Source organism: Thorsellia kenyensis, assembly GCF_042432445.1.
GTDB lineage: Bacteria > Pseudomonadota > Gammaproteobacteria > Enterobacterales > Thorselliaceae > Thorsellia > Thorsellia kenyensis.
In genome coordinates this window covers 1-12,557 of the sequence record NZ_JBHLXE010000100.1, presented here as the reverse complement: position 1 = coordinate 12,557, position 12,557 = coordinate 1, and the positions used below count along the sequence as shown (strand labels likewise).

Sequence of the window (12,557 nt, the reverse complement as noted above, 5' to 3'; positions counted from 1 at the left end):
AAATAGCTAATCTAAAAAAATAAATGTTTATTAAAAATATTCAAAACCCACATGTGATCTGGCGTAGGGATCACCACTGTTTATAAGGATTCAATAATGCCTCAAATAACCCTCCCTGATGGAAGTATAAGAAGTTTCGATGCACCAGTAACTATTCTAGATGTCGCATTGGATATAGGTCCTGGACTTGCTAAAGCCTGCATTGCTGGAAAAATTAACGGTAAATTAGCAGATGCATGTACCCAGATTACTGAAGACTCGACTTTATCTATTATTACAGCTAAAGATGATGAAGGGCTTGAAATATTGAGGCATTCATGTGCACATTTACTCGGTCATGCAATTAAACAATTATGGCCAAATACTAAAATGGCTATTGGACCTGTAATCGACAATGGTTTTTACTATGATGTGGATTTAGATCACTCATTGACTCAAGAAGATATTGAAAAATTAGAGTCAAGAATGATGGAACTTGCTAAAACAGAATATGATGTCGTAAAAAAAGTGGTTTCTTGGCAAGAGGCTAGGGATGTTTTCGCAGCAAGAAATGAAACTTATAAAATTCAAATACTAGAAGAAAATATTGAGCGTGATGACAAGCCAGGTTTATATCATCATGAAGAATATATTGACATGTGTCGTGGACCACATGTACCTAATATGCGTTTTTGCCAACACTTTAAATTGCAAAAAGTTGCAGGGGCATATTGGCGTGGTGACAGCAATAATAAAATGTTACAAAGAATTTATGGGACAGCTTGGGCTGATAAAAAGCAACTAGCCGGTTACCTGAAAAGATTAGAAGAAGCGGCAAAAAGAGATCACCGAAAAATTGGTAAGCAAATGGATCTCTATCATATGCAAGAAGAAGCACCAGGAATGGCATTTTGGCATAATGATGGATGGACAATTTTTAGAGAGTTAGAATCTTTTGTGAGAGCTAAACTCACAGAATATGACTATCAGGAAGTCAAAGGTCCATTGATGATGGATCGTATTTTGTGGGAAAAAACTGGTCATTGGGAAAATTATAAAGAAAATATGTTTACAACCTCTTCTGAGAGTCGTGAATATTGTGTAAAACCAATGAACTGCCCTGGACATGTACAAATATTTAATCAAGGCTTAAAATCTTACCGTGATTTACCTTTAAGAATGGCTGAATTTGGTTGTTGTCACAGAAATGAACCCTCAGGTTCTCTACATGGACTGATGAGAGTGAGAGGTTTTACCCAAGATGATGCACATATTTTCTGTACTCGTGAACAAGTAAGAAGCGAAGTTAATAACTGCATAAAAATGGTTTATGATATTTATGCGACATTTGGCTTTAATAATATCGTAGTTAAGCTTTCTACTCGCCCAGAAAAACGTATCGGTAGTGATGAGATTTGGGATCAGGCTGAAAGTGATTTAGCTGCAGCCTTGAAAGAAAATGACATCGATTTTTCTTATTTACCAGGTGAAGGAGCGTTCTATGGACCTAAAATTGAATTCACACTATATGACTGTTTGGATAGAGCGTGGCAATGTGGTACGGTGCAGCTAGATTTTTCATTACCTGATAGGTTAGACGCGTCCTACATAGATGAGAATAATGATAAAGTTGTCCCTGTGATGATACATAGAGCAATACTAGGCTCATTAGAAAGATTTATTGGTATTTTGACTGAGGAATACGCAGGATTTTTTCCAACTTGGTTAGCACCACTGCAGGTAGTAGTCATGAATATTACTGACAAGCAAGCTGAATACGCTCAAAATATAATCAAAGAGTTACAGAAAGTAGGTATTAGAGCGAAAGCAGACTTGAGAAATGAAAAAATTGGATTTAAAATCAGAGAACACACTTTAAGAAGGGTGCCTTACATGTTCGTTTGTGGTGATAAAGAGATGGAATCGTCACAAGTTGCAATTAGAACTCGCAAGGGAACCGATCTTGGTGTAAAATCAGTAGAAGAGATTGTTAAATTAATAGTAGATGAAGTTAACAATCGTCGTATTAACTTATTGGAGGAATAACCTATTAAAACGGGAAAAAAATTACAACCAACGCGTGCTCATCGCTTAAATGAAGAGATCAAAGTGCCTGAAGTACGTTTAACTGGTGAAGAAGGTGAGCAGCTAGGGATTGTAACTATCAATGAAGCGCTGCAAAAAGCTGAAGAAGCGGGTTTAGACTTAGTTGAATTAAGCCCAAATGCAGAGCCGCCCGTATGCCGTATAATGAACTATGGCAAATTCCTCTATGAAAAGAGTAAAGCGGCTAAAGAACAAAAGAAAAAACAAAAAGTTATCCAGGTTAAAGAGATTAAATTTAGACCTGGTACAGATGATGGCGATTATCAGGTAAAACTTCGCAGCCTGATACGCTTTCTAGAAGAAGGTGACAAAGCTAAAATTACTGTTCGCTTCCGTGGACGTGAAATGGCTCACCAAGAGATTGGAATGGACGTATTAACACGCGTGCGTGATGATCTCGCTGACATTTCGGTTGTTGAATCGTTCCCTACCAGAATTGAGGGACGTCAAATGATCATGGTGTTAGCACCTAAGAAAAAATAGAGTGGCCTTCAAGAGGTATAGTAATATACACGCCAACTATTTTTAAGTTTAACCAATGTGAAGTAATCACATGAATTCATTCATGTTTTTTAAAAAAGGTATTAAAATGTCTAAAGTAAAAATGAAAACTGTACGTGGTGCAGCTAAGCGTTTTAAAAAAACAGCTAATGGTTTTAAACGTAAGCAAGCGAATCTTCGTCATATCCTAACTAAAAAGTCGACTAAGCGTAAACGTCATTTACGTCAAATGGCAATGGTATCTAAAGGTGATTTAGGTCTTGTTGTTGCTTGTCTGCCATATGCATAATTCACATTTTAAAATAGGATAATTAGGAGAAAATCATGGCTCGTGTAAAACGCGGTGTTATAGCTCGTGCTCGTCACAAAAAAGTTTTAAAACAGGCAAAAGGTTACTACGGAGCACGTTCACGTGTTTATCGTGTTGCTTTCCAAGCAGTCATTAAAGCAGGTCAATATGCTTATCGTGACCGTCGTCAACGTAAACGTCAATTCCGCCAACTATGGATTGCACGTATCAACGCAGCGGCTCGTCAAAATGGTTTATCTTACAGTGTTTTGATCAATGGCTTGAAAAAAGCTTCAGTTGAAGTAGATCGTAAAATTCTTGCTGATATTGCTGTGTACGATAAAGATGCATTTGCAGCATTAGTTGAAAAAGCAAAAGGCGCATTAGCTGCTTAATTTGCTATTAAGGTTTTCAGAGCACTATTGTGCTCTGTTTTTTTATATATATTTATAACGTGATTGTTAAAAAAGAACCTTAAGTATTCTAAGCCTCCCTTGTGGAGGTTTTTCTGATCATAAGATATAAAAAACATCTACACATAAAATAATGTTGATGCTTTCATGCTAAGATAGTTTTTACGCGTATAGATTTCCTATGCAGAATAATTACAAAAGAAATTTCATTAAACTACTTAAAATTGCCGTGAAACTAAAAAGCAATAAACGCTAAGAACAGAGGGATTATATGTCAGATTTAGCCAATCTAGAAACGTTAAAAGGTAACTTAAATCAATTAGCAAAAGATGCACTTGAGAGAATTGATAGTGCAGATTCTACACAAACAATAGAAAACTTGAGAGTAGAATATTTCGGAAAAAAAGGGCTTTTTACTCTACAAATGGCTGAGTTGAGAAATTTTGAAGCAGAACAACGCCCTGCAGCAGGTGCAATAATTAATGAAGCGAAACAACTAGTCCAAAATAAATTAAATATAAAAAAAGAGCAATTTGAACAAGAAGAATTGAATCAAAAGCTTGCTAAAGAAACCATAGATGTTTCATTACCAGGACGAAATATAGAACAAGGCGCCATACATCCTGTAAGCCGGACAATCATGCGCATCACGGATTTTTTTGCTGATATGGGTTTCACTGTTGAGACAGGTCCTGAGATTGAAGATGACTATCATAATTTTGATGCACTAAATATTCCACCACACCACCCAGCGAGAGCAGATCACGATACATTTTGGTTTGATGCAAAGAGGTTATTAAGAACACAAACATCAGGTGTGCAGATCCGTACCATGAAGAAGCAATCGCCACCTATAAGAATTATTGCGCCAGGCAGAGTGTATAGAAATGATTATGATCAAACACATACCCCTATGTTTCATCAAGTAGAAGGGTTGATCGTTGATAAAAATATCACTTTTGCTAATTTAAAAGCAACACTTCAGCAGTTTTTAAATCAATTTTTTGAAGAAGAGATGCAAGTAAGATTCAGACCTTCGTACTTTCCATTTACTGAACCCGGTGCAGAAGTCGATGTATTGAGCAAAAATGGTAAATGGCTCGAGGTCTTAGGATGCGGCATGGTGCATCCTGCAGTGTTAAAAAATGTAGGAATAGATCCCAATGAATACAGTGGATTTGCATTTGGAATGGGCGTTGAAAGATTTACCATGCTACGGTATGGAGTTAATGATTTACGCGCCTTTTTTGAAAATGACTTACGTTTCTTAAAACAATTTAAATAGGTAAAGAGGATACTATGAAATTCAGTGAAAATTGGTTAAGAAGCTTGGTTGATGTAAAAGTCGACTCTTCTACCTTGCAAGATCAAATAACGATGCTAGGATTAGAAGTAGATGATGTACAACCTGTTGCTGGACAATTCGATAATGTCATTATTGGTGAGGTTATTGAAGCAGAACAACATCCAAATGCAGACAAGTTAAGAGTCACTAAAGTGAATGTGGGTCAGGAAAACCTAATTGACATCGTGTGTGGTGCAGCAAATTGCCGTAAAGGGTTAAAAGTTGCCGTCGCTATGGTTGGTGCTACCTTACCTGGTGATTTCAAAATAAAAGCAGCAAAATTAAGAGGCGAACCCTCTGAAGGAATGCTTTGTTCTTATTCAGAGTTAGGTATTAATGAAGAGAGCGAAGGTATAATTGAATTGCCTGAAGATGCACCTATTGGGATGAATTTAAGAGAGTACCTCGATTTAGATGATAAAATGATCGAGGTAAGTGTGACACCGAATAGAGCTGATGCTAATAGCATATTAGGTATAGCAAGAGATGTTGCAGCATATTATGATCTGAAACTTAAAACACCAAAAATTGAAATAACCGAGCCAACAACGGATGCTATATTAAAAATAAGCATTGAAGCCCCAATTGCCTGCCCGAAATATTTAGGTCGCGTAATCAAAAATGTCGACATGCAAGCTAAAACACCTATATGGATGAAAGAAAAACTACGCCGTTCGGGTATTCGTTCAATAGATCCTATAGTTGATGTAACCAATTATGTCTTGATTGAGTTAGGACAACCAATGCATGCATTTGATTTTAATAAAATTGAAGGTGGCATCAAAGTAAGGATGGCTAAAAAAGATGAAAAAATTACTCTATTAGATAATCAAACGGTATCACTCAATGAGGATGTGCTAGTTATTGCAGATAATAACAAAGCATTAGCTATGGCAGGAATATTCGGTGGACTTAATTCAGGTGTTACTGCAGATACTCAATCAATAGTCCTAGAATCAGCATTTTTTCACCCATTAGCTATCACAGGTAGAGCAAGGCGCTATGGCTTGCATACGGACGCCTCTTATCGCTATGAACGCGGCGTTGATTATCAATTACCTTTTCAAGCTATGCACAGAGCAACTGAACTTATTTTAGCAATTTGTGGCGGTGAGGCGGGTGAAATAGTGGAAGCTATCTCAGATGAGCATATGCCAAAACAAAATAGTATCACCCTGCGCTTTAAGAGAATTGCTCAACTATTAGGTTATCAAATTGAGAGTAGCATAATTGAACCTATACTTACGCGTTTAGGGTGTGAAATAGAAGATGCATCGACTAGGGATGAAAAAATATGGCTTGTTAAAGTACCTAGCTGGCGCTTTGATATGGCTATTGAAGAAGATTTGATTGAAGAAATTGCCAGAATAGATGGCTATGACAAAATTGTAAGTCAGAATATTGAAAGTGAACTCATCATCAGGAAGAAATCTGAAACAGCGCTTACTATAGAACGACTAAAATATAGTTTAGTGGAAAAAGGGTATTATGAAGCAATAACCTATAGTTTTGTTTGCCCTAAAATACAAAGCATGTTGCATCCAAACCAAGTAGCGGAAATATTGCCTCATCCTATTTCACAAGACATGTCAGCCATGAGATTATCTCTATTACCTGGCTTGTTATCTGCAGTGGTTTATAATCAAAATCGGCAACAAACACGCTTGCGCTTGTTTGAGTATGGATTATGTTTCACGCCAGATAAGGAGAGTGATTTGGGGATCAGTCAAACTGCACACCTTGGAGGCGTATTAACAGGCTTAAGATACCCAGAACATTGGTGTTTTGATAAATCCCAAGCCGATTATTTTGATGCAAAAGGCGATGTTGAAGCTTTATTATCCTTAACGGGTAAAATGGAGAATTTCCATTTCGTACATTCTAAACATAATGCGTTACATCCAGGTCAATCAGCGGATATCTATTTAGGTGACGAATATGTAGGTTTTGTTGGTGTTTTACATCCTTTGATAGAGAAAGCTCTTGATTTGAATGGTAAAACAATGGTATTTCAATTAAACTGGGATTCCATCAATGAAACAATTTTACCAGCACCACAGGAGTTATCTAAATACCCTGCAAATAGAAGAGATATAGCCATAATTGTAAATAATGATGTTGAGGCGAAAAAAATATTACAAATTTGTAAGGAAGTTGGAAAAAGATCTCTTATTGAAGTAAAATTATTTGACGTTTATGAGGGTAAGGGGATTGCTGAAGGACAGAAAAGCCTTGCAATTAGTTTAGTTTTACAAGAAAATAATCGCACATTAACAGAAGATGAAATATCTCAAACTGTTAACGCTTGTGTTTCAGCTTTGAAACATCATGTGGGTGCTTCTTTAAGGGAGTAATAAGATGGCATTAACTAAAGCAGAAATAGCCGAATATTTATGTGAAAAAGTAAATCTTTCTAAACCAGATGCGAAAAGTTTTGTCGATGCATTTTTCGAAACAATTCGAACGACACTGGAAAATGGTGAAGAAGTCAAATTATCAGGCTTTGGTAATTTTGAGCTAAAGAATAAGGCACAGAGGCCTGGGCGAAATCCAAAAACAGGTGTTGATGTGCCAATATCTGCAAGACGGGTTGTTACTTTTAAAACGGGGCAAAAATTAAAGTTGAGAGTTGAGGATAACTCACAAGTTTTAATCAAAAAACTTGTAAAATAATAACTTTTTGATTTCATTTTGTCTCGAACCTGATTATCATAACCGCTATGGATATTTTCTATAGCGGTTTTTTTTTAATAGGTGAAAAAATGTGTATGTCAGTAAAAAAGACACTCTCCATGTCAGGAACAGCTGTTTTTATTTTATGTATTTTATCTATTTTTTTAGTTTTTCCTGCAATGGCAGCGAAGCCCAGTTTGGTGATCAAAGAAAAATTTGATGGTGATTGGCCTTTTAAGAGGCCTGAAATAATGATTCAATGCTTAGAAAATGAAAGGGTTATCGCTATTCATGCCAGTTCTCTTGCTTCTTATGCATTGAATGAAAATGCAAAAGAAGCAGCTAAAACACTTAATGGTTATAAACCAGTTGAAGATATTCTATTAACTGACGATAAGGGGAACAGTAAAGACTTAACGGCTATGATAGAATTAGGTAAAACCTTGTGTGATTAAAGTTTTATTTGCAATAATACACAAAATTAAATAGGATAGGGCATTTATAACACCATGACAAGATACAGCGTACTTAAAAGTGAACTTAACGCATTAATTGCAGAAGAAACTAATCCGCTTATAATAATGTGCAATAGTTCTGCTTTGTTAAAAGAGCATCTAACTAATATAAATTGGCTTGGTTTTTACCTAGTCAACAACTCGTTAGGAGTGCTCACACTAGGCCCTTTTCAAGGAAAAATTGCTTGTACAAGAATACCAAAGTCAGAAGGGGTTTGTGGCACTGCTTGGGCAACTAATACAGTTCAAAATATTCCAGATGTACATCTTTTTGAAGGTCATATTGCTTGTGATAGTGCAAGTGAATCAGAAATAGTCATCCCTTTATATTATGAAATTGATGGAAAAAAAGAATGTTTTGCTGTCTTAGATATTGATAGTCCGATTAAAGCAAGATTTTCTGAAGAAGATGAAAAAAATTTGATTGAAATAGCCGAATTGATTTCTCGGGCATTAGCAAATGCTGAGATTGAAATTTTATTAAATGTATTAAGTTAAGGGATTTTTAAAATTATTATGCAAAATGAATTAGTTGAAGATATTAAGCAAAACGAAACAACAATAAACACTGAAGAGACGACTGCTAATCATGCTCAGTCGGATGGATTAGCGAAAAAAGAAAAATATGCAAAAAAAATTGAAACTAATAAAGAGATAATCAATACACTAATAGAAAAGTTTCCTCTCTGTTTTGGTAAAGATGACTCAGTTAAACCACTTAAATTAGGTATTTTTCAGGATGTTGTTGAAAATGAAGAGATAGCTGCTTTATATAGTAAAACAAATATACGCGCAGCACTTAGATACTACACAATGAGTTGGCGTTATTTAGAAGCTGTATCAAAAGGTGGGGCAAGAATTGATTTAGCAGGGGAATCTGTGGGTATTGTTGATGAACAACAACAACAGCATGCAGAAACTCAGTTAGCTGAAGCTAAGGCTAGAGTCAAATCACGCCAAGCAGTTAAGAAAGCTAATGAACAGAAAACGCAACCAAAAACAAAGCGCAATCCTAATAAATTAGCAACCAAAAATAATAAAAGTAATCAACATAATAGTGCTAAAGAAAATAAGATTAAAGCACAGAATAGTGGGGTAGATGAAAAAGCAGGCAATTCACCTTTGCAAAAGATAAATAAGAAACCCCTAGAACAGGAGAGTTTACAAGTAGGCAAAAAAGTGAATGTACTCATAGGCCAGTCGTATTCGCAAGCTGAAATATTAGAAATTAATAAAGACAATGTTAGAGTAAGCTTACTTTCAGGTTTAACATTAAATGTAAAAATTGACAATCTAAGTGAATAATTAATCGACTTGGTTGCGTTGGGGGAGTTTATTGAGTGAATAAATTTAAAAATAGAGTTGTAACTATCCAATTGATTAATGCAATCTGGTTGATCATTTTCTTATTGGGTTTTGTTGGCAAAACTTTTGCTAAAGAGATAAATGTTGAATCGGCCCAAGAACTCCCGATTTTGACTCAGGAAAAGCAGCATAAAACGGTAAGCCAGAGAGTAGTTGGGATTCTTTCAAGATCTCATTATAAGCAAATCGAAATGAATAGCTATTTTTCTAGAAAAATTTTTGAACGCTATTTAAATATCTTAGATTTTAACAAATCACTATTTCTTGATTCAGATATAAAAAAATTTGACAAAGCAGCTGATGGTTTTATATTTGATTTGCAAAATGGTGATTTATCAGTTGCCTACGATCTCTATAATATATCCCAGCAAAGACGTTATGAAAGATTCAATTTTGCACTAACTGTACTAGAAAAAGGTTTTGATTTTTCTGCTAAAGAAGAGATTAATTTATCGCGAAAAGAAGCAACATGGGCTAAAACGGAACAAGAATTAGATGCATATTGGCTGTTAAAAGTAAAATATGATGCATTAAGTCTTAAATTAGCGGATAAGACAGATGCTGAAATTACAGAAGCGCTGAATAAAAGATATAAAAGCGCGATAAAACGTCTTGCACAGACAAATAGTGAAGATGTTTTTCAGCTTGTGATGACGGCTTTTGCGAGAGAAATAGATCCACACACGAGTTATTTGTCTCCAAGAAGTACAGAACAGTTTAATTCAGAGATGTCACTTTCTTTAGAAGGTATAGGCGCTGTATTACAGATAGAAGATGATTATACAAAAATAAACTCATTAGTCCCAGGAGGACCTGCAGCTAAAAGTAAGGCCATTGGTGTGGGTGATAGAATCGTTGGTGTTGCACAAGGGGACGGCGAGATGGAAGACGTCATTGGTTGGCGTCTTGATGATGTTGTGGACAAAATTAAAGGAAAAAAAGGGACTAAGGTACGTCTTTTAATATTGCCTGAAGGTACGACAAGTAAAACGTCCGAAGTTTCTCTGATTCGCGAAAAAATCAGATTAGAGGACAGAGCAGCTAAATTGACTATTAAAGAAGTCTCAGGTGCTAAGGTCGCTGTCATTGAAATCCCTGGTTTTTATGTTGGATTAACTGATGATGTGAAAGTTTTACTGCAGAATATGAAAAAAGATAACATCGATAAACTGGTGATTGACTTGCGCTCTAATGGCGGAGGCGCTTTAACAGAAGCTATCTCATTATCAGGTTTATTTATTCCAAGTGGCCCAGTAGTACAAGTCAGAGACAGTAACCTAAGAACACGCCAAGATAAAGATGAAGATGATACAATTTATTTTTCAGGGCCTCTAGTTGTTTTAGTTGATAGATATAGTGCTTCAGCATCTGAGATTTTTGCAGCAGCAATGCAGGATTACGGAAGAGCACTTATTGTGGGTGAACCTACTTTTGGTAAGGGAACTGTGCAACAACACCGACCATTAAATAGACTCTATGATAGTATGGTGGGTTCGGATTGGCCAGACTTAGGTTCAGTACAGTATACAATTCAGAAATTTTACCGAATCGATGGTGGCAGTACTCAACTTAAAGGGGTGACACCGGATATAATGATGCCAACGGGTCCAGATGCTGCAGAGCAAGGGGAAACTAAAGAAGATAATGCTTTACCTTGGGATAGCATAAACCCTGCGCAATATGAAGTGTATGCGCGATTTTCTAAAATACTGCCTGATCTAATTAATTCATATGAATCACGAATCGCTAAAAACCGTGAATTTAATTATATCAACGAAGACATAAAAAAATATCGTGAAAATAAAGATAAAGAAACAATTTCTTTAAATTACGATGAGCGTAAAAAAGAAGATGAAGAGTATGAGAAAACACGTTTATCTCGTATTAATGAAAGACTTAAGGTAGAGGGGAAACCACTGCTTAAGTCATTGGAAGAATTGCCTAAGGATTATGAAGGACCAGATCCTTATTTAGATGAAACAGTCAATATTATGTTGGATTTTGCAAAGTTTGCTGAATCGCACGTGATAGAAAATAAAAAATAGCCATTAGTTATTCATATAATTAAAAGGTATAGATTTAATTTAAGCCCATAAAAAAATATGGGCTTTTTTTGTCAAACAAAACTGGTAAAACCGAAAGCAATTGACCTGTCAAGCGTTGGTTATCGATGTTGATGCGATCAACAAGCCTATCTAGCTACTCTTTTATAATAACTAAGGGATGTACTACTCAAGCAAGTAATTTCGTCTAGTGGGCTGAAAATATCAGATTAAGCAGAGTTTATCTAGACGAGAAATTCCTTGAATAATAGCACTATAAAACGTTTCTTTAGTAGTCTTAAAATTGAATGGGTACCAAAGGTTGGTTAAGATAATTTAACAGCAGGTTATCAATATATAGTAAATTATATCGTAAATTAATATAGTGCAGCCTAGCCCAATTGTTCTAATAGCGGTCTCACAGCAAATAGAAATGCAGAATTATCTCGGAAAACCCTAAGAAAGCGTCCTAAACAAGTTCATCAATGCATTGACACTTACCTAATTAAAAAGGTAAAAAGGTAAAAATGTCAAAATTAAGTTTTATCCTTTATTTGGTAGATGTTAGGATTGTTAATTTGCCAAACAAAATTTTCTCTGTTTATAGGGCTGAAACCTGCTTTTTCATAAAATAATGGCGCTGATGAGGTGACAAGCATAACTCTTCTTAATTTTAGGATCAGAGGATGTGACAATATACATTTTATGAGCCAACGTCCTAAACCTTGGTTTTGCCATGGTTCCAAAATATACACGTCGCAAAGGTAACCAAAAGTTACTTTATCTGTAACTACCCTTGCAAAGCCAATCTGTTTGCCTTGTAAAAGGATGCTGAAACATAAACTGTTTTCGATGGATTCTTTCACTGTTTCTAAATCTATACCGTTTGCCCATAAAGAACGGTTAAGGTATTCATGAACGGCTGTATAATCAATTGACTTTTCATCCGTTGTTATTAGAAATGGATCATTAATCCATTGATAGATTTTATTCATACAAATAATCCTTAAGTCGTGGATTCTTATAATAAGTGCATACCCGCTGTCAGTCGCATGGGATTAATTGAGGGTCGAAAAGTTCAAGACTCAGAGATATAATGCTAAGCGACCAAACTAAGCAGAGGGCTACACAATGAGCTATAATCAACTGAGTCTTGAAGATAGGCATTATATCTATTTTTCATTACAAAAGCATTTGTCTTTATCACAAATTGCAAAAGATCTTGGACGTTCACAAAGTACAATTAGTAGAGAAGTTAAACGCAATAAAGGCCTGAAAGGGTATCGTTTCCAGCAAGCAAACAACAAAGCCATACAGCGCCATAAAGAA

13 protein-coding genes are annotated in these 12,557 nt (G+C 35.7%); 12 read left to right on the top strand and 1 reads right to left on the bottom strand.

All coding sequences use genetic code 11. The features are described 5' to 3' along the window. Nucleotides 1-96 precede the first annotated feature (96 nt). The 11 genes from thrS to prc all read left to right on the top strand — a co-directional run bounded on the left by thrS (nucleotide 97) and on the right by prc (nucleotide 11,231). A complete protein-coding gene (thrS, locus tag ACFFIT_RS09495; RefSeq protein ID WP_385877419.1) occupies nucleotides 97-2,025 on the top strand; it encodes a threonine--tRNA ligase in 1,929 nt (642 codons plus the stop codon). A gap of 3 nt (nucleotides 2,026-2,028) precedes the next feature. After that, nucleotides 2,029-2,568 (top strand): translation initiation factor IF-3, encoded by a 540-nt coding sequence (infC, locus tag ACFFIT_RS09490; protein WP_385877565.1) that lies wholly within the window; start codon nucleotides 2,029-2,031, stop codon nucleotides 2,566-2,568. A 106-nt stretch (nucleotides 2,569-2,674) separates the two neighbouring features. After that, a complete protein-coding gene (gene rpmI, locus ACFFIT_RS09485) occupies nucleotides 2,675-2,875 on the top strand; it encodes a 50S ribosomal protein L35 (protein ID WP_385877418.1) in 201 nt (66 codons plus the stop codon). A 35-nt stretch (nucleotides 2,876-2,910) separates the two neighbouring features. Beyond that, nucleotides 2,911-3,270 (top strand): 50S ribosomal protein L20, encoded by a 360-nt coding sequence (gene rplT, locus ACFFIT_RS09480; RefSeq protein ID WP_385877417.1) that lies wholly within the window; start codon nucleotides 2,911-2,913, stop codon nucleotides 3,268-3,270. A gap of 289 nt (nucleotides 3,271-3,559) precedes the next feature. Then, nucleotides 3,560-4,573 carry a phenylalanine--tRNA ligase subunit alpha gene (pheS, locus tag ACFFIT_RS09475; protein WP_385877416.1) on the top strand — a complete coding sequence of 338 codons (1,014 nt, stop codon included), beginning with the start codon at nucleotides 3,560-3,562 and terminating at the stop codon, nucleotides 4,571-4,573. Nucleotides 4,574-4,587: 14 nt separating this feature from the next. Continuing rightward, nucleotides 4,588-6,987, top strand: coding sequence for a phenylalanine--tRNA ligase subunit beta (gene pheT / locus ACFFIT_RS09470; protein ID WP_385877415.1), 2,400 nt, complete (start codon nucleotides 4,588-4,590; stop codon nucleotides 6,985-6,987). A 4-nt stretch (nucleotides 6,988-6,991) separates the two neighbouring features. Next, entirely contained in the window at nucleotides 6,992-7,306 is a 315-nt protein-coding gene (locus ACFFIT_RS09465; protein WP_385877414.1) for an integration host factor subunit alpha, read from the top strand. 95 nt (nucleotides 7,307-7,401) lie between these two features. Then, nucleotides 7,402-7,761, top strand: a complete 360-nt coding sequence (locus ACFFIT_RS09460; RefSeq protein ID WP_385877413.1) for a DUF2511 domain-containing protein — start codon at nucleotides 7,402-7,404, stop codon at nucleotides 7,759-7,761. Nucleotides 7,762-7,815: 54 nt separating this feature from the next. Next, complete coding sequence (msrC, locus tag ACFFIT_RS09455; RefSeq protein ID WP_385877412.1) at nucleotides 7,816-8,319, top strand: free L-methionine (R)-S-oxide reductase MsrC; 504 nt, start codon at nucleotides 7,816-7,818, stop codon at nucleotides 8,317-8,319. Between the two features lie 18 nt (nucleotides 8,320-8,337). Continuing rightward, entirely contained in the window at nucleotides 8,338-9,126 is a 789-nt protein-coding gene (proQ, locus tag ACFFIT_RS09450; protein ID WP_385877411.1) for an RNA chaperone ProQ, read from the top strand. 65 nt (nucleotides 9,127-9,191) lie between these two features. Next, complete coding sequence (prc, locus tag ACFFIT_RS09445) at nucleotides 9,192-11,231, top strand: carboxy terminal-processing peptidase (protein ID WP_385877564.1); 2,040 nt, start codon at nucleotides 9,192-9,194, stop codon at nucleotides 11,229-11,231. 533 nt (nucleotides 11,232-11,764) lie between these two features. On the opposite strand, the gene ACFFIT_RS09440 is transcribed toward prc, so the two are convergent. Further along, entirely contained in the window at nucleotides 11,765-12,223 is a 459-nt protein-coding gene (locus ACFFIT_RS09440; protein ID WP_385877410.1) for a GNAT family N-acetyltransferase, read from the bottom strand. A gap of 136 nt (nucleotides 12,224-12,359) precedes the next feature. On the opposite strand from ACFFIT_RS09440, the gene ACFFIT_RS09435 reads away from it, so the two are divergent. Continuing rightward, nucleotides 12,360-12,557 (top strand): helix-turn-helix domain-containing protein (locus tag ACFFIT_RS09435; RefSeq protein ID WP_385877409.1); only part of this gene is annotated, 198 nt, incomplete at its 3' end.